The organism is Rhodopirellula sp. J20-39, assembly GCF_057365095.1.
This window is the reverse complement of sequence record NZ_CP195123.1, coordinates 4,502,186-4,526,567: the sequence shown is the minus strand read 5'-3', so window position 1 is coordinate 4,526,567 and position 24,382 is coordinate 4,502,186. Positions and strand designations below refer to the sequence as shown.

The following is a 24,382-nucleotide window of genomic DNA, read 5'->3' as shown; positions in this document are numbered from 1 at the left end:
ATCTTCATGACCTCAATCGATCCTTCTCGAGAGTCCATTCGGCGAATCAAGCCGATCGTTGATGACGTCTTTGATCAAGCGGATCCATCGCTGGCATACGCGGACTGCTTGGAAACGGATGATGATATCTGTCCGCTCTTTTGTGCGATCTCACGCATCAAGGTGCGTTACCAACACCCCGAATTGATCGGGCGTGGCGGGATGAAGGAGGTGTACCGTGTCTATGACGCAAAGGCCGCGCGGCATGTCGCGATGGCAAAGCCGCTACCGGAATATTCCAGCGATCACTTCGATGCTTTCTTGCGTGAGGCCCACCTGACGGCACGTTTGGACCACCCGAACATCATCGATTTGTTTGACATGGATGTCGACGATCAAGGTCGACCGTTCTTCACGATGGAATTGAAACAAGGCCGATCGCTACGCGAGGTCGTGAAGGACCTTGATGCGAGCAAAGGCGACAGTGCGCATCCGTTACGGAAGCGTTTGGGGTATTTCCTGCGAGTATGCGACGCGTTGGCTTACGCGCACTCGCGTCGGGTTTTGCACCTTGATATTAAACCCGAAAATATCTTCGTGGGTGAATTCGGTGAGGTGAAAGTATGTGATTGGGGGATGGGTGTGGTGATGGCCCATCAACCCGGTGAAAATGATTCCACGGTGCTGCTTGATCCAGATCTTTATGGTGCGTTGTTGGAATCATCTAGCGGAACGCCGATCTACATGGCCCCGGAGCAAAAGAACCGGCGGCAACCCAAGACTCCGCAAATGGACATCTACGCACTTGGATGTCTTTTGCAGGAATTGCTAACCTACCAAGCACCATCGGAAGCCAACGCGAAAATATCGACGATCGATTCCGCTTTGGCGGCCACAGTCAAGAAGGCAAAGGCCATTGATCCGGCCAATCGATATCAAAAGGTCGAAGACGTACGTGAAGATATTATTCGTTTCTTGGACGGCTTCACGACTTCGGTGGAAGAACCAAGTCTGCTGCGTGAAGCATCGCTGTTTTACAAACGTCATCGTGATGCCTGTTCGCTGACGCTCGGAATGCTTTGCATTTTGGCGTTGTGCGTCACCTATTTTCTAGTCGAGTTGAACCGTAGTCGCGATCGAGCGTTGGAAGCGAAAGCGGTCGCTGTACAGGCTCGCTTGAATTCCCAAGACGCCCAGAACCGCGCCGAACTGGCGCGGCTTGATACAGTTGCTGCGTTGGAGCGGGCCGAAACGGCTCAGCTTGATGCGGAAGGTTCTTTGGCGATGTACATGGCCGAAAAAGCAGCGTCCGACAAGCGCCGCCATCGTCAAATCATAGCGGCGGCCCGGCATTCAGAATTCGTGATCGATTCGGCGCTGGAGAATGGCGAGTCTGTGCGGCTGGGCATCCAGCACACGCTCGATCACCTCGATTCCATTCTCGTATTTGATCCTCCCCCAGCCTCGTTCGCCTGGACTCAAAAGTTCTGGGTCCTGTTCTTGACCCAAGACTTTGAGGCAGCACTCAAGCTGGACAAGGAAGGCAAGAAGATTACCGAGTCACTTGTCACGCTCGCTAACAAGTACCTGCCTCACCTGAACGAGGAAGGTTATCTGGGGACGTCTCATCTCATTGAGTTGATTGACGAACTTTTGATCACCGACCGGTGGCGTGCTCCATTGGCTGAAAAGCTGATGATCTACGACAGTCTCAATCACCGAACGCCAATGGATCAGCTCGAGATCGTGCGCACATGGATCGGGCACAATAATCCAGCCTGGGATCCAGGAGGGATTACTTATGACCCGGAAACCGCAACGGTACGACTGCGAGGCATGGGGCTTGAACATCTCAACCGCACGCTTGCAAAAAAGTCTTGGCATCATCCTGCTCGGTTCAGCTTGGTGCACACGCTCAAACCACGCGTACTCGATATTCGCGAAACGGGTATCACTGATTTGAGTGAGCTGTCCAGCCTCGACCTTTTTGAACTCGACCTTCGCGATACCGGGGTAACGGATCTGTCGCCGTTGTACAGCAACCTCACACTCCGGAAGGTGTATCTGTCCCCCGAACAAGCATCTGAATCCGCTCTTGAGGGTTTTCCTGCATCGATCGAAGTCGTCGTCGATTAATTCCATATTCAGCAATAAGAGCAATTGCCGACAGCAAGCTATCTTCACGGCGACAGCGGCTCGCGTCTTTCTGTAGAGGGGCCGCTGGACAGCCAGCAGATTCAGTAAAGGGGCCATCCTTACCGCTTTTTGGCGATCTTCGGGGAATATTTAGAAATTCTTTGTGCGAAGTGTTTAGATCCTCGCTTTGGCGCTCGGTAGTAATAGTAGAGGCGGTCATTTGTCTCTTCCGATCTATCAAATTCCATACGCACAGAGGTTCAGATGCCTATTTCCGGAAGTCCACGCAGTGGCTCACGAGGCTTTACACTTGTTGAGTTGCTTGTTGTCATCGCCATCATCGGAGTCTTGGTTGGATTGCTCCTTCCCGCCGTGCAAGCTGCTCGTGAAGCGGCCCGGCGTATGAGCTGCAGCAACAACTTCAAGCAAATTGGCTTGGCTGTTCACAACTACCACTCCGCCTACAAACAGCTTCCTACCCTAATGTCAGGTACGGGACACGGGAACAATTCTGGCTCTCACCCAAACCGAACGAACGGAAACGGAGAACGACACAGTATCTTCGTCGGGCTCCTTCCGTTCTTTGAAGGCCAGGCCTTGTGGGAACAGATTTCGAATCCGTTGATTGGTCGTACTGATGGTGGGACATCCGGATGGGGCTCACCAAGTCAACCATGGGTTGCTTTTGGTCCGTCTCCTAACGTCGCTAACTACCCTCCTTACCTGACTCAGGTTCCGACGCTGCGTTGCCCAAGTGATCCAGGCGTTGGTCTTCCAGCTTATGGCCGAACCAACTACGCAGCTTGCACCGGAGACAGCCCTTTCCGAGGTGGCGTCGGTGCGGCTAACCAGCACTTGACTCGTAACAGCACGCTTTCTCAGATGGTTCGTGCAAGTCAACGCGGTGCGTTTGTTCCTCGTCAGCGAATGGCGTTCCGAGACATTCTCGATGGTTTGGCAAACACCGTCATCGCGGGTGAAATTGCAACGGATCTCGGCGACCGAGACACGCGGACTGATCCTTTGGCCAACAACAGTGCAGTGACTCTTCGTGGAGAATCGGGCGGCACTCCGATGGTTCCAGTTGGTTCGCCGAGTCAGTGCTCCAACAACGCGGGTATCGATGCTGAAAGGCCGCAGTTCTGGAGCAGCAGTGCTACAACGCCTCTCTCGACAATTTTCGGCGGAAATGAGCTAGACAAGCTTCGCGGTTACCGATGGGCAAGTGGTTTTCCAGTCTTCAGTCAGATCACCACGATGGCCTCACCCAATTCCGCTGCTTGTTTCCAAGCTGCGAACGAACTTGGAACGAACAACGTCTACAACCGATCCGGTGTGTTTTCGGCTAGCAGCCGTCACCAAGGTGGTTGCCACGTGTTGCTTGGCGACGGTGCGGTGAAGTTCGTTACCGACTCGATTGATGCCGGTGATCAAACTGCTACCCCAGTTGCCCAGAACGGCACCGGCGTCAGTGCTCCTGGTTCGATCAGCCCTTACGGACTTTGGGGTGCCTTGGGAACTCGTGCTTCGAAGGAAACGATCGAAGAAGAACTGTAGCCAACCCGTTCGGCGTATCGCCGAACCATTCCGCTTCTCACAACAATCTCCGTCGCGTCGAAAAGGCGGGACGGAGGTTTGGGCGAAACGAAGTCTTCCAACTTAAAAACACTTTCGGGGTAAACCATTCATGTTGAAACATACTTTTCTCTTTTGTCTTATGTGCGGGCTTGTCGGGTTTACCGGCTGTGGATCACCGGAGGGTGGATTGGTCACTGATCAAGGCACAATGACATTCCAAGAGTTGCAAGAAATGCAAGCCAGAAGCCTAGAGCGGTCTGAATCGGAAGAGTCAGCGGAAGAAGTGGAGGGACTCTAAGCCATAATCGGGAGTGCCCGACTGGTTGTAGAGACTTTCAAGATTTCGCTGGTTGAGCACGCCAGTGACTCGGTCTAAGTGAAACGCAATATCGCCCCGCAAGACTTTTTCTATGGGAAGTCGAGTGGGGCGAAATCGTTTAGTGACGACGCTAATTGTCGCTGAGAGCCGTTCCCAATGCAGGCGTTGGCAAGCGGCAATATGAATTCGTTACGCTACTTATTTCTCACGGGCGAGAAGTTTGCTTGAGAAGCGATCAAGGGCAGTGGTAGCGACTTTCATTGCGTTGTCATCGTCTAGTTGGTTGGACTATGTTAGTAGTCCGATCAGTTTTGCTTCGTGCTCTACCTTCCAGTCGATTGAATATGAAAAAGTCAGCCTCCCAGCGATTCTTGCCGTGCGTCATGGCGTTAGGTGTCTTAGTATCTTGTTCGTTGCTTGCGAGCAATCTCGACGCTGCGGATCGACCACCCAATGTGGTTGTCTTTCTTGTCGATGACTTGGGGTATATGGATATCGGGGCAAACAATCCCGATTGTTTCTATGACACGCCTAATATCGATGGGCTGTCAGCTTCGGGGATGCGGTTTACGGACGGTTACGCAGCGAACCCGGTTTGCTCGCCAACACGCTACAGCTTGATGACCGGTAAGTACCCTACTCGGGTGCAAGCGACCAATTTCTTTTCAGGCAAACGGCCAGGCAAATTCAACCCGGCGCCGCTGCACAGCAACATGCCGTTGGACGAAGTCACCGTCGCGGAAGCGTTAAACGAAAAAGGTTATGCGACTTTCTTTGCGGGCAAGTGGCACCTCGGTGAAAGCGAGGAGTTCTATCCTCAGCATCAAGGTTTCGACGTCAACATCGGCGGACACAAGGGCGGCGGCCCCTACACCGGCAAGCGATATTTCGCGCCATTCAAAAACCCACAGATGGACGAGGAAAGCCCGGAAGGTGATCATTTGCCCGATCGCCTGGCGAGAGAAACGGCGGCGTTCATTGATGCGAACAAAGAACAACCCTTCTTGGCATACCTCGCGTTCTATTCGGTGCATACACCCTTGATGGGCCGACCGGACTTGGTGGCTAAGTACAAAGAAAAGGCGGCTTCCATCGAAGGAGAGATCTTCGCTGAAGAAGAGCAGGTCTTGGGCAACGCCAAGCGGAAGGTCCGCGTGCTGCAACAGCACGCCGTCTACGCCGCAATGGTCGAAGCGATGGACCAAGCGGTCGGAAAAGTTCTACAACAGTTGAAGGACTCCGGCGTCGAGGACGAAACCATCGTGGTCTTCACTTCCGACAACGGCGGGCTGTCGACGTCCGAAGGCACACCGACCAGCAACTTGCCGCTTCGTGGCGGCAAAGGCTGGGTCTACGAAGGTGGCATCCGCGAACCTTGGATCGTTCGTTATCCAGGCGTGACCGAGCCAGGCTCTCTATCCGATGTTCCGGTCTGTTCCATTGACTTGTTCCCGACATTGGTTGGCGCTGCTGGCGGAAAGATCGAACACCCGATTGATGGAATTGATATCCGACCGGCGTTGGAAGGTAAGTCGCTCGATCGCGAGGCGCTGTATTGGCACTACCCGCATTACAGTAACCAAGGCGGGATTCCCGGTGGTGCGGTTCGGATAGGGAAATACAAGTTGTTCGAACGCTACGAAGATGGGCGGGTTCACCTGTACGACCTGGAGGCCGATCTTAGCGAAAGCAATGACCTTGCCGAGTCGATGCCAGAGCGAGTCGACCAGATGCGACAGAAACTGCACGATTGGTATCAATCCGTTGACGCAAAATTCTTGCAGCCTCGAAATGGTGCCGAGCCTTGGAAGCCAGAATACCAGCGATAGGCTGGTCTTTGGTCTGAGTTAAGGCGTTGACTGTGTTGATCGTTTCGAAATTGGGTCATGGTGACGATCGGGTTTGGTTTCAATTTCGCCGGTGCCCAGCGCCCACCCTAGTGTTGGTTCCAGTGCTAAACTAAGTAGCGATTAAGTTGGTTACCTTGTTAGCACTGGACGAGGGCAGGATTTGCCATGCGACCTGACGAGCCCCCTTTAACGCCGATCGAATCGATCAACCGGGCCTTTTTGTTGTCGTGGGCTAAGCAAGCATGGACCTCCCCGGCGTTAGTTAGCGTCGAGGACTATTTTCACCCTGAATGCATCGCGACCGGTATGTCACCGGCAGTGTTAGAAGGCGTCGACCAGGTGCAGGCGGTGTACCAGGCACTGCACTCGCGAGTCGAACATCAACGTGCCGACCTGTCGTTTGTCATGGTGAAAGGCAACGACTTCTCGCTTGTGATGGAACTTCAAGGCGTGCACCGCGAATCGGGATGCGATGTTGTGATCGAAGTCGGTGTCTTCGGCCGACTGAAAGATTGCTTGATCTACCAGTGTCACAACGTGGTCGACTATTCCCAAATGTACGCAAAGCTGGGTTTGCTGGACGTGGAAAAGATCCGCTGTGAATTTGGATGACGACCTAGCTAGATAAGCTTCAATGGCGACTGTTCGTCAGCGAGCGTTGGACGTGGCTAGATACTACCTCTTCAGCGGCAACTAGGGCCGTCGTTAGTTGTCCTCTTTGGAAGCCGCTTTGTTGGCCTCTTCGATTCGGTACATTTCTCGCCAGGGTAACTGGATACCACCGTCGATTGTCAGTGTGGTCCCGGTGATGTATTGGCTAGCCGGATCACATAGGAACGCAACGCCTCGTCCAATTTCGTCGGTGCGGCCTAGTCGCCCCCAAGGGAGTTGAGCCGCTTCGAATGCCAAGGTTTCTTCGCTAAAGAACTTCCGCTCACCAGGCGTGTCAATCCAGCCGGGATGGACGATGTTGACTCGAATGCGATGGCTGGCCAGTTCGGCGGCAGCGGTTCGAGCCATTTGGTCGATGGCCGCTTTGGACATGTTGTACGCCATTGCGCCTGGGATCGGTAAGTGCGCCATGGGACTGCTGATGATAACGACGTTCCCTCCTTGTCCGGCGTCCACCATGGTCTTAGCTCCGCATCGTAACAGGTGAAATGCACCCCACATGGTGACGTCGATCGTCTTGCGGACTTCATCTAAGTCGGACTCGAGCATCAGATGTCGATCGCTATAAGCAGCGTTCGAAACGACAATATCCAGGCCGCCCATGGCATTAGTGGCTTCGGCGACGAGTCGTTCGACTTCGCTTTGCTGGCCCATGTCCGCCGCGATCGCATGTGCCTTTACGCCATGCGAAGCGCATTGGTCGACGACCTGATCGGCCAATTCACGGTCTCGCTTGTTTGTCTCGTTCGAACATCCGCTCGCTGCACCAGGGAAGTTGATGGTCACGTCCGCACCGGCCTTGGCCAGTTCGACGGCGATCCCGCTGCCGATCCCCTGCGAACTTCCTGAGATAAGGGCCCGTTTGCCGACAAGGCTACGGGCGAGATCTGTGGTGCGACCTGGGGAATGATCTGGAACTGACGACATCTGGGAAGGCCTGGCTAAACGCGGGGAGAATCAGAGGAGTGGACATTCGCAAGCCGTAACGCGGCGGCATCGAAGTGTCTCGTTGGGGCGGGGGCCGAGCGAACTCGACGCGAGCCATTCTAGCGAAAGTTGGCCTGGGAGAGCTGTTCGCTGCAGTGACTCACACTGCTTTTGCACGCCCAAGAGGAGCCCGTCAGTAGCATGACGTCAATTCGATTACCTCTTGTCGTCGACCGAGCCCGTTTGCTATCGGCGTTGATCTAGGCGACTAATCTAAGAAAGTCGTCGGATTTGTGTCTACCACCATTGAGCTGTGTGATGAAACCAAACGTAACATCGAATCAAGTCTTCAAGAGCAACGCGACCGTTGTTGTGGCAGATGCGAAGCCGCTTTCTTTGTTGGCCACAGCCGGCGTTTTGCATAAGTCAGGCATGCAGTGTGTCTGTGCCCGGACATCCGAAGCCGTGATGAAGGCGTTCGGGATCGACGACGCGAACGAGCCAGCCGATAGCAACGTTGATATCCAAAAACTGGCCGATGAGTTGATCGAAATGGTCGACGAAGCGGACAGTGCTGCGATTCGCTTGGACGAGCCTTCGCAGGGTGTGCCTTCGAAAGCAACGATGCCGCAAAATGATCAAATTGATTTAATCGTGTGGGACGTCGGCGACGACCCGATGGAAGTTCTGCAGTCGCTCGAGCGGGTGCGGAATTCGTTCCCCGAAGTTCCCGCCATCTTGATCGTGGATGCCAAGTGGGCCGGTTTAGAGAAAAAGGTCGAAGGGGCTTCCGCCTCTACACCCTGTCTATTCAAGCCAATTGACCCGTCGGCGTTGCTGGCCGTTGCTGAGCCACTGCTATGGATGCCGGCCTTGCAAACCAGCCATCGCAAACGAGGTTCGCGCCCCAACCGACCGGGCTGGGTGACCCTTTAGCTTTTTACTGGTGCTTCGCATACTGAACTAAGACAAAGCCTCGCTGCTTCAGCAGGCCAGCCCGGCACTAATAGCCAGGCTCGGCGAGTGAAGCTAGTTCAGCATGTCGTCCGATGGCATAAGCAACTCGGCTGTGTCGCATCTCCGCCGGGCTATTTGCCCCAACCGGCGACGTCGATCAGCATGTCGGTCAACGAGCTAACCGGAGCGGACAGCTCGGTGTGGCTCCACATGTTGCGGATCAAATCCGTCATCAGCATGCCCCCCAGGCTCATGACGACCAGGATCAGCAACAAACCGACGGTTTGTAAGAGCGTGAACGGGATTTCGTAAGCGACCGGTGCGCCACCTACTGCAGCGCCGCCAGCGGCCATGGTGTCGACATCAACGCCACCCTCCTCGTCGATCTCCATCGCCTCGTCGACTTCGACCACGTCGCCCATGCCATCGTCGAATCCGCCATCCGCCTCGGGGACTTCGTCAAAGGCAACTTGTTCGTCGAAGGCTCCATCGCCATCGAAAGACGCGTCGCCGAAGTCCGCATCGACGGCTTCGGAATCCTCAATATCGATGACTTGCGAAGCGGAATCGTCGGACGCTTCTAGCTGAATGCCTGATGGCGATAATTGGAATTCCTCGTCGGCTTGAAAGTCGACAGCCGATCCGCTGTCGTCCGCAATCAAACCGCTTTCCATGCTGCTGCCAGCACCGCTGCCCGTTCCTTCGGTCAGCTCGGCCCCTAGGTCCAACGCCGAGATGCTACTGCCGGCTAGGTCGAGTGGTTCGCTTTCCAGGGACAGCCCGCTATCGGATGGGCTCATCAGGTTAATGCCGCTGTCGCCAGCGATTGAAATGTCGCTACCCATGCTGCTAACGACCAAGTCGTCGTCATCGTCGGCGATAATCAGGTCGTCGTCGTCGGCGAGCGCGTCGTCGACTCCCGAGCCGCCTTCATCGTTGCCCATCAGTGAGCTACCAAGAAGGTTTTCGCTGTCGCCGGAAAGCAATCCACTTCCGAGCGACTCGCCCGCGAGTAAGTCGAGTTCGCTAAGCACGTCGCCGCTGACATTGCCAGGGCCCGATGCGATGGAACTGGCACTCTCGCTCAGGTCCAGGTCGTCTAGCATTTCCAGGCTGCTGGAAGCCTTGTTGCTTTCGCCCAGGTTCATATCATCGGAGCTCTCGCCGGACAGCAGGTCACCTGAACCTGCCGAGCCCGTTGAGGAGATGTCCATGTCCAAGCCGCTCAAGCTAGCTTCGCTGGGGCCCGACGAGGGTGCGGGCTCGCCGAGAGCTAGGTCGCCGGAGCCGCCCATCAAATCAAGTGAACTGCCCAGATTGAATTCATCGCTGTCGTCTGCTGCGTCACCACTCGCGGCCTTGCCAGCCACGTCGCTCCCGTCGGCCAGATTCAATTGACCGCTGTCGTGCAGGACCGCGTTGTCGGACAACTGGATGTTATCCAGGTCCAGTAGCTCGCTGCCGCTGGATGGGGAATCCGGTGTGATCGATCCGATGCCGGAGTCCGATCCGATGCCCGAGCCAATTCCTGACCCGCCGGCGACCAGGTTCACGTCGCTGTCGCCGTCGTTGTGCGAAATCTCCAGTCCTAATTCCAGGCTCGATCCACTGCCGTCGTCCTCGCCCGACATCGGTTCGCCCAGCGACAAGGCGCTGTCGTCGCCACCGATGATGGTGCCAACGCCCGATCCGCCGGAATCTGCCGCCAGGATGCCTGACCCGAGGCCGGACAAATTGGGGAGTTCTTCGGCGAGGCGATCGATCTCGTTTTCAGGAAACTTCCAGCTCGAACCGTCTCGAAAGCCGCGGACCTGGCCCTGACTTCGAAGGTCGATCAGTTTTTGGGTAGGGATGCCGAGCTTTTTGGCGGCGTCTTCGAGAGATAAGTAGGTGGCCATGGCAGCGCGAAATATTGGAAAAGTGACTTGATACTTCTCCCCACGTTCGACGCTGGCCCGTGTGGCGTCAGCGTTTATCGGCGGGGTGGAAGCCCTTGCAGACGTCGGATTTCGTCCGGCATCGGCGAAGTGGCGTTGAATTGCAGTGTAAAGTCCGCGTCGATCGCCCGGCTACTTGCGAGCCGGATTTCGCCGCTATTGCCTACATGATACACGGCCATCCACAACTTTTGCGTATCAACAAGTGTAATTACCAGAGTTCCCGAACCGTCAACGTGAGAGAATCCGATTAAATCGCCTGAACCGGCAACGTCTCGCCCATCCCTCGACTCGATCACGGTGACTTTTCCGTCGGGGGGAGTGGCTGGCACCTCAACGACTGGCCGGTCGTTGGTTTCCCGCTGTAGGGACTGCATCAGGGCGTTCGGTGCTTCCATCGGGGTGGGCGATGGGGCCTGAGCCGCGACAGGCGACGTCGGCGTCACCGGCCACAAATCGCCGGCGACAAAGCCCAATGCCAGGATCAGCATCGAACTAGCTAGCTTGCGAAGTGCTCTGAATCCAAATGGGACGTTGGATGCGAAATGTTGCGTCATGACCGGTTTCCATGGCTGGATAAAATTGCCTGTTCTCGTCTCTGGAGGACGTTTTAGGCCAATTGGCGGGTCTTTGGCGAGGTGGATCTGATTCCCTACCCCGGAAATGATCGAAACTGCGTTCCTCGGCGGCGGCACGAATGCCGTTAATTTGGCGCGATTGAATCATGTTTTTGGGTTGTGTCGGTCGATCTAGTGAAGGCGGTTCTACTGCTGCGCTCGGACTCGGTGCGTGTTGTTTCAAACGCCCGCCGGCTCGTTCGCATTGTGGTTCAACTGCCTGTCAGTTCGGATTTGGGCTGATGGGCGAGCCTGTTGCCCCATGCATGTGACTGACCGCAACGAAGCACTGACCTTGGCTTTGGTGCCGACGACCTCTCCCGTCAACTGATCGTTCAATGGAGTCCCCATGACTCACAAGCTCATCCCAATCGCCGCAGGCTTGATGGCCACGGCCGCGTTTTACGCATTCATTCATGTTGCCAACTGGGCACCACTGAATCGCTACTTCTTGGGACACCCCGTCGCCGTTGCGGCGTCGACGTTGTTTTGTCTGGCTGGGGGCATCCTCGCTTTCAAGGCGATGGCGACCGCCAAACAACAAAGCGGCTTGCGACTCCTGCGTGATGAGGATTTGCTTCCGGCGGCGGCCGATCGTTCCGCTTCGCCGTCCGAAGCATGGCAAGCACAAAACGATGCCGGGCTGATCGCTCGTACCTGGCAAGCGACCTTGGCCGAGTTACCTGAATCGACTCGGGCGAATCAATTGGTTCGCCGTCTCGATGAAATCCTTACCCGTCAATCTCATCGCAGCACGACCGGCGAGCTCCCGGAGGATCTTCGTGAACTTTCCATTCGTGATGCCGATGACCTGCACGACTCGCTCGGGCTGATCCGCATTATCGTTTGGGCGATCCCCATGCTGGGATTCCTCGGTACTGTGATCGGGATCACTCAAACACTGGGCGGCCTCGACTTCACTGACGGAACCGCCGCAGTCGACCGACTCAAGAGCGGCCTGTACGTGGCGTTTGATACGACCGCGTTGGGCTTGGTGTTGTCGGTCGTCGCGATCTTCTTGCAGTTCCCTGTTGAGCGAGGCCAGCAAGCATTGTTGGCCGAGATCGATGCTCGCGTCCGCAAACTGGTTTCCTCTGCTTTGCCATCGGACGATCCCGCTGACAATCAAACCGAACTGATCACGCACCTTTGCCGCGGCATCGAAGTGGCGATCGCTCAATCGCTGGCAACCCAGGCAACCCTCTGGCAGTCAACGATCGAAGAGGCTCAGCAAGCTTGGCGAAGCCAGCACACCGAAGGTGCTGAGCAATTCCGTCAACTCTTGCAAGCCACGATGCAGCCTGCGTTAACGCATCACGCGGACCGGATCGCCCAATCAATCGGCCAGCTTGATTCCGCAGCCAGTTCCGTCGGCGACTCCCTTCGGGAGCAAACCGCGGAGTGGAAAGAGGCGATGCAGGACACCGCGAAAGAAGTACAAACGCATCGTCGCACGTTGATGACCCATGTCGAGGCGATGACCACATTGGCAACTCGCCAGGCAGAACAGGACCAACAGAATCGCGATACCCTGCAATTCGCTCGCGACTCGCAAGAGTTCCGAACTGGTCAAGGCTACGACGAGCCATCGTTGGATCCTGCGGTGACCAATGCGATGACCACACTTGCTCGCGCAGTCGAAGCGTTGTCGACCCGATTACCTGAGGCTAACAGTGCTCCTCAGTCAAATCATAAACTGGGACGTGCAGCATGAGTCGGCGGCGCGCCGGGTTATCTCCATCATTGTTTCCCTTTCTAGCCGTGCTCGTTTGCACGCTGGGAACATTGATTCTGTTGTTGGCCTTGGTCGCCCAAGAAGCCAAGGACGCTGCTGTCGCTAAGACGAAGCAAGACCAACAGGCTAAGCTCGCCAAGATGGATTCTCCTGAGGCAACCTTGTCTGCGCCGGTGGTTGCCGCCGAGAGTGAAACGCCTGGTGACGCACCTAAGCTGACGGCTGATTTGGCGGATCGTTTGATTGAGGAAGAGCAGTTCCGTTTGACCGAGTTGGTTTCCTATCGCGATTCTCAAACCCAAGAAGCGGAAGAGAAACGCAATGAGGTCGCCCATTTGGAAGCCATGATTCGTGATCAAAAAGAAAAGCTGCATGAACTAAAGCAAGAGATCGAAACCGCTGCGGGTACCGACGAGGACGGCGGACAGGATCTCGATGAAGCTCTGCGAATCGATGACACCACGTTAGTGATGATGAAGCAAGAAGCGGCGAAATTGCGTGCCGAAATCGCGGAACTTCAAGAAAGCGAACGTGGCAAGAAGGCTCGCGTCGTGATCGTGCCTCACCGCGGTCCCAACGGAACCCAGCGGCGGCCGATCTACGTGGAATGCTCCGAAGACGGCATCCAGATTCTGCCTGAGGGAGTTCATATCACACAATCCCAAGCTCTGGCCGCTGCGCAAGGCCAAAACCCCAACGGCAATCCACTCGCCTCGGCGTTACGGGTTGCACGTCGGCACGCGATGCAGAACTACGGCGATCAAGTCGCTCCCTATCCGCTGCTCGTTCTGCGTCCCGGCGGAATTCCGGCGTATCGTTTGGCAACCGCATTGATGAAAGATTGGGATGACCAATACGGTTACGAACTGGTTCCCGGAAACGTGGACCTTGAGTTCCCCGGCGGCGACCGTGTCTTGCAAAAGGACATGGAGTTCGCCGTTCATGAAGCCTCATCCAGGAACTTCTCCGTTGCTCGTGCCGCGTTCGGACGCAGCTATCAGTCGGCGGGCGGAAGCGGCGATGGCGATTCAGGTGGCTCCGGTTCAGGTGGCCCTTATGAAAACTCCTATGCTGGCAGCGGCGGGTCCGGTACGACCGGAAGCGGTGGCTCTTCTCAACCGAAACCGCTGCCGGTTTTGTCAGCGAAAAGTCTTGATAGCCAAGCACGCTCGAACGGTTTCTCTGCTGCTAAGGATCAACGGTTCGCCAATGCGTACGATGGCTACCAATCGCCCCCGGGATCGCAGGGCGAATCTTACGGTTCCAACGGCGCGATGAACGAACGGGCGATCGAAGAATTCGTGCGTGGCGGAAACTCCAATAACGCAAGCGAACGCAACGAATTCGCCCAGTCTGGCCAGATGAATGGGCAGGGCCAGTCGTCTCAGTCAGGACATTCCGAAGGATCCGGCGAGTTCGACGAATCATCCGACCTGAGCGACGGGGACCCAAGCGAAGGTGGCTCAGCGGCTTCCGCGGGTGGTGCTCCAGGTGGCACTGTGGCGTCCGCGTCCGGAACGAAACACGGCGCAGAACAGACCGCCCAGTCTCAAACCGCCAGTGGGCAAACCGGCAATGAACAAGGCGGCCCCGAATCGCAAGCCGGTTCCAACACGCCCAGTGCATCGACTCAGAAAACCCAGCAACCATCATCGGATCTCGTTCGCCGAGAAGGTCGCGATTGGGCAATGCCCGAAGCGTTCCGAGGCATGGGCGGTACCGAAGTAGTGCGGCCCATCGCGATGGTGGTTCGCCATGATCGTTACGAATTGATCGAGCAAGGACGTGTTGTTGAAACGTTCACGTTTGCAAACCAAGGCGTGCATCAATCGACACTGCAATTGGCGACCGCAGTTCGCGATCGTGTCGCCCGGTGGGGAGCCACGTTGCCGGGTGGACGTTGGCAACCTCGCCTCGATGTTCAAGTGGGCCCCCATGCCGAACAGCGATTCCATGAACTGGAAACGCTGATGCAGGGCAGCGGCGTTGAAATCTATCGGAGATCGCAATGATGAAGGGCCGTCAACGTTCCACCATGGACATGGGCCACGATGCCTTCTTGGACATCGTCGCCAACTTGGTTGGCATCTTGATCATCTTGGTGGTTGTGTTGGGGACGCAAACCCAACGCGTCACGGAGATGCTGAACGATCCTGTCGATACGGAATCTGTCGTGGAGACGGATGACGTCAAGGTGCCGCCTTTGCCGCGAACGCAATACGCAGCGGAAGAGCAACTCGAACAGCTTGCCAGTATCTCGATCAAAGCCGCGACCGCCCAGCGTGACTCGCTGCGTCTGGAAGACAACCTCAAACGATACGACCAGCAAATCGAGCAACTTCGCCAAGCACGTGGCAAGTTGTTGGACCTGACCACATTGGCGGAAGAAGCGTACGAGAACGCCAAGTCACAACTGGATGAACGGAAGGTTTTGGCGGCGAAGCGCCAACGCGAAATCCGTGAGGTGGAATCACAGATCGCCGAACTCGCCAGTGTCAAAGAACAATTGGGTGACCAGCAAGCACCTTTGGTTGCGGTCGAACACCTGCCGACACCCATGGCCAAGCTGGTCTACGGCGACGAAATCTATTTCCGTCTCAAAGGCGGCCGCCTATCCGTCGTCCCCGTCGAACCGCTGCTAGAGCAGTTAAAGGAACGTGTCGGACAACTTCGCAATCGCCAGGGCGTCAACACACTCACCGCTGGCCCGATCCGCGACTACACATGCAGTCTGTTGCTGGAAAAGTCGCTGGTGCGAGTCAATCAAGGCGGTCAGGTGCGAATGGGCATGGCTGCACAGGCCCACGCCTTCCGCTTCGAGCCCGTCAACGAACGCGTCGGCCAAACGGTCAGTCAGATTTTGGGTAACAGTAGCTTCCTGGACATCGAACTCGCCGGTCGAGACCCCAAGACAACCACGATCACAGTCAGTGTCTACGAAGACAGCTACGGGGAACTACGCCAGCTAAAAGAACACCTATACGCTCGAGGCTTCGCCACCGCCGCCCGCCCGCTGCTAGACCACCAATCAATAGTCTTCAGCCCCACCGGCACCGCCTCCAAAGCCCAATAGAAGTTGGAGTCCAGCCTTCAGGCTGATCCAGGCGTCGGACGAAACGAAGAGTCGTCAGAAGTCCAGAGGAAGCAGGCTGAAGCCTGGACTCCAGCACTTATGTACGTCGCGTAACTCTCCGAGTCGCGTTCTGTGGAATTCAGAATAGGCACGACTCAGAGAGTCATGCTACGGCTAGCAATCAGTTCGTCGTGGCGCTGACCATTAACCGTCCATCACCGCCTCTTTGATGCGATCAACGGTGGACTGTCGTGAAAACGACACCGCTTGGATCTGCTCCACATCCAAGCCCAATTCGGTGCCGATCCGCTTAGCAAGATCGATGTCACGAACGCCGTAGTACTGATTGATCACTCGGCTGCCTGACGTTTCATCGCTGACAAAGATCGTCTGACTGCGAGCCCGAAACCCCGACTCATAAGCATCCGCAAGCTCCTCGATCCAGTGTTCAGGCACACCGCGAGCTCGACAATGCTCAACGCTCCATAAATCGTCGCCGGTGCATTCATCCAACAGAGACAACGCAATGTCAGGTCGCAGGTTCATCGAAACAGCTCATCAATCTTGGCGGCAACGATAAAGTCATTCTCACTCAGACCACCGATCGCGTGCGTGGTCAGCACAATGCGAAGGTGCCGATAACCGGTGATATGCAAATCCGGGTGATGTTGTTCTTCTTCAGCGAGTGCGGCGATTCGATTAACTCGCTCAACTGCCCCGACGAAATTCTTTGTGTTAATGGTCTGAGAAATGGATTTGTCATCGTCACTAAGTTTCCAAAGAGGCATTCGCCTAAGTATTTCAGTCGCCTGCTTGCCATCGATGACCGGAACACCGCCCTCGCAAGGAACACAACGCTTCGACGAAAAGTCACAAGCGTCGCCAGCCGACTCAGAATCAGATCCAAGTGATGAAGAGTTCGGCTTGTTAGACATCTGTTTAACCTGAGCGTGAATGAGCAATCAGAAATTGGTGACTTGACGCGTTAGCCCTCAAGCGATGTTACCAAATCGAACAGCCCCCTGCCGCGATCAAATTAGCGGATGAGGCAACGAATCCCCAAGCGACTATTTAAACCAGGGGGAAATAAATACGCCTCAAACAATCCGCCCAACGCTCCGCTCACAACGAAATAAGTCTCGTGTTGCCAATTCCTCGTCGGCTTGCGAGATTATTAGCATGAACGAGCCTACTCAACGCGATCCGTCTAGCGAAGACTCCTCCTCGAGGAGAACCGGTGCACTTCGAGAGAATGATCCAAATCAGTCGATTGACGACGCCACGGTGTTGGAGCAACAGCGACTGGTTGACTCGATTCGAGCCGGAGAGGAATCCGCGTGGCAGACCGTGATCGATCGCTACGAAGGTCGTTTGCTCGCATTTGTTCAGCGGCGATTGAACGATCGCAGTGTCAGCGAAGACATCGTTCAAGAGACCTTTGTCGGCTTCCTGATTTCGTTGCCCAACTACGACCCCCGTCGCAAGCTAGAAAGCTACCTGTTTTCGATCTGCAGCTACAAACTGACCGACTACCTAAGAGCGGCGGGAAAACGACCGACGATGCCGTTGGTGGGCCGAGGCGGTAGTTTCGAAGGCTCCGTGGGCGCGATCCCAATCCCCGGCCGTGATCGCGTGGCCAGTTCAATCGCTCGAAGCGCCGAGCGACAAGACATCGAGCAACGGGTCGTCGCCCAGGCCATCGGCGAACAGATCGTTCGCTGGCGAGAGACCGATAACCACGTCAAACTGAAAGCCATCGAGCTCATCTTTGTTGCCGGCTCCAGCAATCTCGACGTCGCCGCAAAGCTTAGCTTAACTCAGCAACAGGTGGCGAACCTAAAGAGTGACTTCCTAACAAGACTTAAAGCAATCATCAGCCGCCAAGAGCTCGATACCAGCGTCTTCCCCGAACTCGTTGAATAGATGTCAATCAGAGTAGAACGGATAAAAGCGATGGTTTCATAATCTCGATTTTTGTGGCCGCTGTAGGCCGGATCAAGGACGCCAATCCTTCCGGTTCCACGCAAACGCTGGCGTTATCAAGTTAGCATTGAACTTAAATATGATTCTCAATTGCGTCCGCCGCTCCGGCTTCAACACTTCAAAATGAACGCATCAGGCTACTTAATTTACAGCGCTGCTTATTGGGAACGCTCAATGAAAACGAGGTAAAGCTCTAGGCCGGTGATCTAACACCGAAGTCCCAGAAAGGGCATCCTACCTCCTGCGCCTCGCTACTTCGCGGCGGTCTTCGACAATCGCTTGAAAGCTTCACGGTGCTCGGCGGCCATTTTGGGTTCGTCGATTTCGTCGTAGCACTTCGCCAGAACCTCGTGCACGCCAGCGGCCAGTTTTTCTTCCGGTAACGCCTTCTCTAAATCCGGGATCGCGTCTAGGTACCGTTTCATCCGGAACAGAATCTGGCCCCGAGTTTCGTAGAAATACGGCCCCGCGTTTGGCTGCGATTCAATCGCCTGATTGCTCAACCGCAACGCCTTTTCCAAATCTCCATCTTCGCGCTGACTCAACGCTACGGCCAAATTGTTCAGAATCGCCGAGCTATTAGGAAGATGCTTGGCCGCGAGCGATAAATGCTGTTCCGCTTTTTGAATGTCGTCGGCCATCAAAGCGGACGTTCCTCGAATGAAGTGCGCGATGCCGGGTGAAGTTCCTTCCACCAAAGCACGGCGAAGGGCCTGTACTGATTCGTCGTTGTTCTCCGCGGACTTCAAAACCTGGTCCGACACCAACGTCAATACTCGAGGATTGTTCGGCGCGTGCTGCAAAGCAACCTGTAGCATCTTCAGAACACGTAGTCGTTCGACCGGAGTTTCGTTCTTCTCTTTCTCGATCACGTTAACCCATGCCGCGATTGCGTCCCCCATCGCCTGCTGCAAGGCAGCCCGATGCTCCGGCGTTTTCATGCGGGGAATGGCTTTGCTCAATGTTCGGATGGAGTCCGCATATTGCTCGGAGAAGATTTGGATTTGAGTGATAGCCAGTGCCAGTTTCGGATTGGCTGGCTCTTCTTCGTATAACTTTCCAACACGCTCCAGCGTTACGCTCGCCAATCGCTCCGATTGCGGGTCATCGCCTACCTGTCTCGACAATGCCGCCGCCTGCAGTCCCAGCATCGGATTCAGTTCAGCGAGCCGCTGCAGGTGCGGAATCGCGGCTGAATAACGATGCCCTGCAATCAGGTAATTCGCAAACAACTGGCGAATGCCCGCGTTGTCAGGTTGCTTCTGGACGACCAATTCCAGCAGCTCGCCAAACTCTGTTTGCTGGTCTACCTCCAAGTCGCCCCAAGCCTTGCCCAGATAATTTTCCTGAACCAACCACATCGCCGCCCGCTCGCTATCGCGACGAAACGCCAACTCACGCATTAGGTTGTTGGCTTGGTCGGTCTCTTCTAATTGGTCTTGCGCGATCGCGAGTCGAAAGAGCGTGTCGGTGGAGGTATCACCCTCACTCAATTGACGCTTCAGCAACAGTTCCGCTGATTCGAAGTCTTCGATTTCAATTGCGTTTTGGATTTGCGAATCCAGGACCCCCCGGCGCCACGAGCCTCCATCGGAATAGGCAAAGAAGGCCAGCAGGGTCAATCCGGCCGTCAGTAGCATCGCTGGAACGCCAGCACCCACGCGTTTCCAGGGGATCGAAGCAAACCAGCAGTAGATGAACTGGCCCAACCATTTCATCCAGGCGAGCGGATTCAAGTATGGTGGCATAACTAGTTCACCTCCGCAGCGTCGATACTAGGCTTGCTTTGAAATGTTGGTTGCGAGGAAGCTACACTTTGACGCACCAGTTCGCGAAGTCCAGCAAAGTCCCTTGTCACTTTGTTCGTGACGGACGAATCCAGTCGTTCCCTCGACGGCATCCACAGCTGGAGCATCATGATGTTGCCACTTGCTGAATTCTCGTCACGAAATGATTCATCAAGCCGACCACCAAGTCGACCAGGACTTGGCGGTGGCGGCACGATCGCACCACTTTCGGAAACGGCGGAGAACCAAAGGTATCCGCGTTGTCCAGCCTCGGTTGAGAAGATGGCGTGAGCGAACCCCCCCGTGTTCTCTTCGCCAGGCTCAACGGATGCAAACTCAACTTTGCGGTCCAGCAGATTCCAGTCGCTGTTCTCATAGCACAAGCAGAGTTCATGCCACTCCCGATAAGATTGGCTGATCACAAACTGGCCTTCTACTTCGTTCTTGTCCTCGGGGCTAAGTGAGTAGCTGAAAACGTCAGCGTTTCTGCCTAGCCTAGGATCTTCGCCGTCTCGGAACGATTCGTGCGAGCTAATGTCGAACTTCGACTCTGCGACCGAGATCCAGTCTGCGGACGGTTCCCAGATCAATCCCTCGACGAATGTGCCAGCTCCTACTTCAATTCCCATCGGCGAAACCTGCCGAGCTTTCAAAGTGGAAACACCGGTTAACACTAAGCCCATTGCAAAAATACCCCCAAGGACTGGCTTGCTCTGCCACTTTTGAAGCCATCGTCGAAGTCCCGGTGAATCGCGATCGATGTGCGTTGTAGGTCGAGAAACTTCGTAGTACGAATCGGCGACATCGATGGTGGTCCCATCGTCGACTACCCAGTTCCACAATCGCACCAACGGATTGTGACTCGCACCCGCCATGGACTGACTGATTGGATGAAGGATGGAGAAAATCAGGTTGTCGAACGATACAAGCAACAGTGCGGCGAGGCCCAGCGTGAGGTATCCAAGTGCGTCATGCATCCAACCACTAGCCAAGTCAAACTCGTACCAGGACTCCGCGACTGCGACCGTAGTGACTCGGATCACGTTCCCCGCGATAGCTAAAAGAAATGCTACCACTGAGTAAAATGGCACCAGCCAGATGCGTCGACGATAGATCGCCACGATCAACGTGCTCAAGAAAGCTAAAGTGAAGACCGACTGGATCCCGCTGCAAGCTTCGGCAACAAACAATTCGCGACCAGGAAGCTGGATGACGTTGCCGGCAATAGCGTGGGGAACCCCGATCACATCCAGCATCAAGCTAGACAGTACCGTGGTTAGTTTCTGAAGCCGCAGGACAAGAAGTTGGTCAAACCCCAGAGGCAGACGAACGAGCAACAGCAGGGGCAGACCGACGGTCAGAAGAGAAGCATCTCGCTTGCCACGTAAGGAGTTCAAGCAAGCACAGGCGAATAAGACAAAAGCAATCGCCATCATCCAAGGCGATCGAAGCACCCAGGCACCCAATAAAGCGATGCCTCCCAGACCTAACCCAATCAGGCTACCTACACGAGCCGGCGGATGGAATTGCTTGTCGCTACGCGTCCACGCCAACCAAACCACCGCCCCAACCGCGAACGGAAAGTACTGGTAATGCGGCAATCGCCACATCCGCGAAAAGTAAATCCACAGCATTGGCAAGCACGCCACAAATGCTGCAATCCAAAACCAACTCCAAACCGATTCGTACCACACTACGGCTGGGACATCCGACGTGGATAAGCCTGGAGGAGTATTGGCTTGGCCGCGTTTTTCGGAAATCCTGGCTCCAATGGCCGCTTTGTTGTCCGCTGATTGGATGTTCATGGATTCATTATTGAGATAAATCTTTTGAAGTCAGCCCGAGAGACTCTAAAAGGTTGTGAGGTCGACTGTTCGAATGGAATACCCGCCAGAATTCACTATTATCCTGTCAGAACCAAGCTGCCGGGGGCGGGGAAATTCTGGAGTCGTTGTTCGATCGCCAATTCCAATTATCAACAGGGAGGAGCACCAGGACACTTTACCATCTAATTTGCCGTGTCGTTCTCACCTCAAAAACCGCCAGCATTCGATTGACACACCTCGCAGAACGAACTGACGGCGGGCAAAGCGTCTTAGACGGTAGCCAGCGTGACAGGTTTGTTTGAAGCGAAGCGTATTCTTGTGAACCTGGCTCCCTGAGTTCCCTCTTGTGTGGTGTGCTGGCTAGTGTAGCGGGACACCACAATCAAACCTCTCCCGGCGAAGCGGGGAGAGGTCGAGCGAAGCCGTTCAGGCGAATGCGAGGGTGAGGACGGGACCTCTAGGCTGTTCGCAAACAAAGCAATCTCTGGGAATTTCAATTCCTCCTCGCTCTGCATCTAGCCTAGATGATTAAGGAAACAGAAGGATTCAAACGCAAACAATCGCTCACGAAAACTGAACTGATTGAATGCTAGAATCAATCGGCCGCTGACGCTCAAGCGGTTGTTAGGCTAAAGCCGAAAAGCAAGCCAGCTAGACCACTAAGCGTCGGAATCACTCACGGTGGTTTTCCCGGCTGATAGCTTGACCGGACGTCCGTTGGAAGCGAGTTTTCCCGTACGCAAGCCACCAGCACGTCCCGAAACAATGACGGGCGATCGTGACTGCGAGGGGCCGGTGCCCTGTTTTCGGTAGTATCGATTGGTGTGACGACCGTAGCGGTAGTAACCGTATCCCTTGTAACCGTCGCTGCTAGCTGCTTCGTCAGAGTTATTAACGACAACGCCCAGCAATCTTGCGCCCACGTTCCGCAGGATACCACCTGCTTCCTTCGTGTTGGGTTTGCTCTTACGACGAATCTTGAGTGCCATGACAACTCCGTCGACTGTACTCGCCAGAATACTAGGATCGGTCACGACAAGCAGTGGTGGGGTATCGACGATGATGTAATCAAACTCGTCTCGCAACAAATCCATTAACTCGCTCATCTCCGGAAGAGTCAACGCTTCCGCGGGGTTAGCGGGAATGGGCCCGGATGGCATTAGCTTCAACGTCGCCAGCGGCGTGTCGTGGATCGCCTCGACATGATCGCAATCGCCATTGAGCACATCGATTAGACCAAGCTTATTTGCCGCGTCAAAGTTATCCGTGATCTGAGGTCGACGAAGGTCGCAATCAATGATCAAAGTCTTCTTGCCACTCTGTGCCATGGAACAGGCAAGGTTTCCCGCGATCGTACTTTTACCATCGCCGGGAAGTGGGCTTGTTACCTGGATGATCTTCCCGCCTGAAACGTTCGACATTTCAAAGAAGATAGATGTCCGGCACGATCGGATCGCCTCTGCAGGGATGGAAGCTGGCTGATGAACGACGGCAAGATACGGGTCCAGCTTTTCGAATCGATTCTCGTTGTCTTTCTTACCCTTGCGAACCTTCCCTTTAAAGTAAGGTACGTGCGTCAAAATCGGTGCGTTGATGGCTTCAACAATCTCGTCCGGATCACGGAACGTGTTTGCATTTTTCTCTAGTAGTAACGCCAATCCGCAACCAACAGCCAGTCCTAAGAAACTCCACAACGTCAGCGACTTCGACATATTCGGGCCGACGCGGTAAGCATCGCTGACAGAGGACAACTCGGTGATCCGGATACCGCCGTCATCGTCGCTCAAATTAATTCTCGCCATCTGATCCTCAATTTGATTGAGTAGCTGGCGATTTCGTTCTATTTCACGCAACATGGCATCGTTGTCTTGCTCATACTTGCTGAGTTTGATCGCCTCCACCTTTTCGATTGCTATTTGGGACTCAAGTTCTTCTATCTGTTCCTTCATTACAGCGACTTCAGCATTGGCCGATGCTAAGATTACTTCTAGTGCATTCTTAACGCGGTCATCCATGCTGACCCCTTCGACTTTGTTCTCCTCGCGAAGTTCAAGCCTTCGATCGATTTGCTCTTTGATCAAACGCGCCAGTTCGGTCTTCATCATTGAGAGTTCCGAATCCAGTGCCTTTACTATCGGATGAGAAGCACCGAATTCCGCCGCATTCTTGTTTCGCTCAATCATGAGGGGCACAAGTTGCTGATCAAGCTCAATATTTGCAAGCTCGAGGTCGGCTGCCATTGCATCGGTATCCTGAGTGGTCGTTGTGGCTACGCTTAGCGGCTTACCCAAAAGTTGTCCGATGATGGATAACGCAACGGCTGGATCATCCGCTTCCCGCACGATCGATTCTACAGCTGACAGTTCAACCGACTTTTCCCGCATCTCCTCAAAGACTGCTGAGCGTCGTTCCGTGAGATACAATTGTCGTTCGCGGTGAGGGTTAACAGCAACGCCTTCCTCATTCCAAACCAACGGAGCGTTCGTGCGGAATTCGCGATAGCGATCTTCAAGCTCGCTAATCGTTGGCTGCATTTGATCTATTGCAACATTGATCAAGCGAATTAATTCACCACGAGAAGACTTCCGTTGCTCATTGATCAATAGCTGCAATTGCTCACTGAAAACCGCTACCATTTGGCTGCATAGATCTGCATTGGCATGAGTGAAACTGATTGCCACAACCATCGACTGGCTTCCCCGTTGACCAGCAACTTCTTGATGAAGCTTCAGGCCAGAGTGGACGGTTCCTTTAAATGCATTCACATTTGAAGAAAAACCAGGATGGAATGCAGTCATTCTCGGATCAGCAAATGCTTTTGCAACAATTTGGTCGCCGAATAAATACGAACGAAGGATATCGATGCTCGGAAGGCTACCAACAATGTGGCCAGTTAGCTGATCCATCACGACCGGTCGGTCCGATTGGACCATCAACCGCGATGAAGCACTGAATGTTTCAGGCGTCTTCGCGAAGGTAATGAACCCTCCGATCATTCCAACAATC

The 24,382-nt window shown here is 54.9% G+C and carries 17 protein-coding genes; 9 read left to right on the top strand and 8 right to left on the bottom strand.

Going from position 1 to position 24,382, the window contains the following annotated elements; genetic code table 11:
• Window positions 1-6 precede the first annotated feature (6 nt).
• The 4 genes from ACR3ZL_RS16485 (at window position 7) to ACR3ZL_RS16470 (ending at window position 6,474) form a co-directional block, all read left to right on the top strand.
• A complete protein-coding gene (locus ACR3ZL_RS16485) occupies window positions 7-2,115 on the top strand; it encodes a serine/threonine-protein kinase (RefSeq protein ID WP_486172788.1) in 2,109 nt (702 codons plus the stop codon).
• 264 nt (window positions 2,116-2,379) lie between these two features.
• Window positions 2,380-3,672, top strand: a complete 1,293-nt coding sequence (locus ACR3ZL_RS16480; protein WP_473652026.1) for a DUF1559 family PulG-like putative transporter — start codon at window positions 2,380-2,382, stop codon at window positions 3,670-3,672.
• Between the two features lie 684 nt (window positions 3,673-4,356).
• Window positions 4,357-5,841 carry a sulfatase gene (locus ACR3ZL_RS16475; protein WP_473652027.1) on the top strand — a complete coding sequence of 495 codons (1,485 nt, stop codon included), beginning with the start codon at window positions 4,357-4,359 and terminating at the stop codon, window positions 5,839-5,841.
• A gap of 186 nt (window positions 5,842-6,027) precedes the next feature.
• Complete coding sequence (locus tag ACR3ZL_RS16470; RefSeq protein ID WP_473652028.1) at window positions 6,028-6,474, top strand: hypothetical protein; 447 nt, start codon at window positions 6,028-6,030, stop codon at window positions 6,472-6,474.
• A 93-nt stretch (window positions 6,475-6,567) separates the two neighbouring features.
• Here ACR3ZL_RS16470 and ACR3ZL_RS16465 read toward each other — a convergent pair whose 3' ends face one another.
• Complete coding sequence (locus ACR3ZL_RS16465) at window positions 6,568-7,461, bottom strand: SDR family NAD(P)-dependent oxidoreductase (protein ID WP_473652029.1); 894 nt, start codon at window positions 7,459-7,461, stop codon at window positions 6,568-6,570.
• 318 nt (window positions 7,462-7,779) lie between these two features.
• Between ACR3ZL_RS16465 and ACR3ZL_RS16460 the strand changes: the two genes are divergently transcribed.
• Window positions 7,780-8,397, top strand: a complete 618-nt coding sequence (locus ACR3ZL_RS16460; RefSeq protein WP_473652030.1) for a response regulator — start codon at window positions 7,780-7,782, stop codon at window positions 8,395-8,397.
• Window positions 8,398-8,549: 152 nt separating this feature from the next.
• Here the strand turns inward: ACR3ZL_RS16460 and ACR3ZL_RS16455 are convergent, their stop codons facing one another.
• Entirely contained in the window at window positions 8,550-10,316 is a 1,767-nt protein-coding gene (locus ACR3ZL_RS16455; protein ID WP_473652031.1) for a helix-turn-helix domain-containing protein, read from the bottom strand.
• 74 nt (window positions 10,317-10,390) lie between these two features.
• Window positions 10,391-10,912: a hypothetical protein gene (locus tag ACR3ZL_RS16450; protein WP_473652032.1), complete on the bottom strand. Its 522-nt coding sequence runs from the start codon at window positions 10,910-10,912 to the stop codon at window positions 10,391-10,393.
• A 409-nt stretch (window positions 10,913-11,321) separates the two neighbouring features.
• Here ACR3ZL_RS16450 and ACR3ZL_RS16445 point away from each other — a divergent pair, with 409 nt between their 5' ends.
• The 3 genes from ACR3ZL_RS16445 to ACR3ZL_RS16435 are packed head-to-tail and all read left to right on the top strand — an operon-like array spanning window position 11,322 to window position 15,780.
• Window positions 11,322-12,686 (top strand): MotA/TolQ/ExbB proton channel family protein, encoded by a 1,365-nt coding sequence (locus ACR3ZL_RS16445; protein ID WP_473652033.1) that lies wholly within the window; start codon window positions 11,322-11,324, stop codon window positions 12,684-12,686.
• The gene (locus tag ACR3ZL_RS16440; RefSeq protein ID WP_473652034.1) at window positions 12,683-14,719 is read left to right on the top strand and encodes a hypothetical protein; all 2,037 of its coding nucleotides are present in this window, start codon (window positions 12,683-12,685) and stop codon (window positions 14,717-14,719) included. Before ACR3ZL_RS16445 ends, ACR3ZL_RS16440 begins: the two co-directional genes overlap by 4 nt.
• On the top strand, window positions 14,716-15,780 hold the full coding sequence (locus ACR3ZL_RS16435; RefSeq protein WP_473652035.1) for a hypothetical protein: 1,065 nt from the start codon (window positions 14,716-14,718) through the stop codon (window positions 15,778-15,780). Before ACR3ZL_RS16440 ends, ACR3ZL_RS16435 begins: the two co-directional genes overlap by 4 nt.
• Before the next feature lie 204 nt (window positions 15,781-15,984).
• Here ACR3ZL_RS16435 and ACR3ZL_RS16430 read toward each other — a convergent pair whose 3' ends face one another.
• Together ACR3ZL_RS16430 and ACR3ZL_RS16425 are read right to left on the bottom strand one after the other, a co-directional pair.
• The gene (locus ACR3ZL_RS16430) at window positions 15,985-16,326 is read right to left on the bottom strand and encodes a hypothetical protein (RefSeq protein WP_473652036.1); all 342 of its coding nucleotides are present in this window, start codon (window positions 16,324-16,326) and stop codon (window positions 15,985-15,987) included.
• On the bottom strand, window positions 16,323-16,715 hold the full coding sequence (locus ACR3ZL_RS16425; RefSeq protein WP_473652037.1) for a 4a-hydroxytetrahydrobiopterin dehydratase: 393 nt from the start codon (window positions 16,713-16,715) through the stop codon (window positions 16,323-16,325). The genes ACR3ZL_RS16430 and ACR3ZL_RS16425 overlap by 4 nt, the downstream gene beginning before the upstream one ends.
• Window positions 16,716-16,959: 244 nt before the next feature.
• Here ACR3ZL_RS16425 and ACR3ZL_RS16420 point away from each other — a divergent pair, with 244 nt between their 5' ends.
• A complete protein-coding gene (locus ACR3ZL_RS16420; RefSeq protein ID WP_473652038.1) occupies window positions 16,960-17,703 on the top strand; it encodes an RNA polymerase sigma factor in 744 nt (247 codons plus the stop codon).
• 311 nt (window positions 17,704-18,014) lie between these two features.
• Here the strand turns inward: ACR3ZL_RS16420 and ACR3ZL_RS16415 are convergent, their stop codons facing one another.
• From ACR3ZL_RS16415 to ACR3ZL_RS16405, 3 genes are all read right to left on the bottom strand, one after another.
• Window positions 18,015-19,511 carry a tetratricopeptide repeat protein gene (locus ACR3ZL_RS16415; RefSeq protein ID WP_473652039.1) on the bottom strand — a complete coding sequence of 499 codons (1,497 nt, stop codon included), beginning with the start codon at window positions 19,509-19,511 and terminating at the stop codon, window positions 18,015-18,017.
• A 2-nt stretch (window positions 19,512-19,513) separates the two neighbouring features.
• Complete coding sequence (gene xrtU, locus ACR3ZL_RS16410) at window positions 19,514-21,355, bottom strand: exosortase U (RefSeq protein ID WP_473652040.1); 1,842 nt, start codon at window positions 21,353-21,355, stop codon at window positions 19,514-19,516.
• A 680-nt stretch (window positions 21,356-22,035) separates the two neighbouring features.
• On the bottom strand, window positions 22,036-24,372 hold the full coding sequence (locus ACR3ZL_RS16405; RefSeq protein ID WP_473653543.1) for a polysaccharide biosynthesis tyrosine autokinase: 2,337 nt from the start codon (window positions 24,370-24,372) through the stop codon (window positions 22,036-22,038).
• Window positions 24,373-24,382 lie beyond the last annotated feature (10 nt).

Bases quoted from the DNA above. Each gene is read 5' to 3' on its own strand.
- ACR3ZL_RS16480 (WP_473652026.1), top strand. From the start codon at position 2,380: ATGCCTATTTCCGGAAGTCCACGCAGTGGCTCACGAGGCTTTACACTT.
- ACR3ZL_RS16430 (WP_473652036.1), bottom strand. From the start codon at position 16,326: ATGAACCTGCGACCTGACATTGCGTTGTCTCTGTTGGATGAATGCACC.
- ACR3ZL_RS16485 (WP_486172788.1), top strand. From the start codon at position 7: ATGACCTCAATCGATCCTTCTCGAGAGTCCATTCGGCGAATCAAGCCG.
- ACR3ZL_RS16445 (WP_473652033.1), top strand. From the start codon at position 11,322: ATGACTCACAAGCTCATCCCAATCGCCGCAGGCTTGATGGCCACGGCC.
- ACR3ZL_RS16405 (WP_473653543.1), bottom strand. From the start codon at position 24,372: ATGATCGGAGGGTTCATTACCTTCGCGAAGACGCCTGAAACATTCAGT.
- ACR3ZL_RS16440 (WP_473652034.1), top strand. From the start codon at position 12,683: ATGAGTCGGCGGCGCGCCGGGTTATCTCCATCATTGTTTCCCTTTCTA.
- ACR3ZL_RS16470 (WP_473652028.1), top strand. From the start codon at position 6,028: ATGCGACCTGACGAGCCCCCTTTAACGCCGATCGAATCGATCAACCGG.
- ACR3ZL_RS16455 (WP_473652031.1), bottom strand. From the start codon at position 10,316: ATGGCCACCTACTTATCTCTCGAAGACGCCGCCAAAAAGCTCGGCATC.
- xrtU (WP_473652040.1), bottom strand. From the start codon at position 21,355: ATGAACATCCAATCAGCGGACAACAAAGCGGCCATTGGAGCCAGGATT.
- ACR3ZL_RS16475 (WP_473652027.1), top strand. From the start codon at position 4,357: ATGAAAAAGTCAGCCTCCCAGCGATTCTTGCCGTGCGTCATGGCGTTA.
- ACR3ZL_RS16425 (WP_473652037.1), bottom strand. From the start codon at position 16,715: ATGTCTAACAAGCCGAACTCTTCATCACTTGGATCTGATTCTGAGTCG.
- ACR3ZL_RS16435 (WP_473652035.1), top strand. From the start codon at position 14,716: ATGATGAAGGGCCGTCAACGTTCCACCATGGACATGGGCCACGATGCC.
- ACR3ZL_RS16450 (WP_473652032.1), bottom strand. From the start codon at position 10,912: ATGACGCAACATTTCGCATCCAACGTCCCATTTGGATTCAGAGCACTT.
- ACR3ZL_RS16460 (WP_473652030.1), top strand. From the start codon at position 7,780: ATGAAACCAAACGTAACATCGAATCAAGTCTTCAAGAGCAACGCGACC.
- ACR3ZL_RS16420 (WP_473652038.1), top strand. From the start codon at position 16,960: ATGAACGAGCCTACTCAACGCGATCCGTCTAGCGAAGACTCCTCCTCG.
- ACR3ZL_RS16465 (WP_473652029.1), bottom strand. From the start codon at position 7,461: ATGTCGTCAGTTCCAGATCATTCCCCAGGTCGCACCACAGATCTCGCC.
- ACR3ZL_RS16415 (WP_473652039.1), bottom strand. From the start codon at position 19,511: ATGCCACCATACTTGAATCCGCTCGCCTGGATGAAATGGTTGGGCCAG.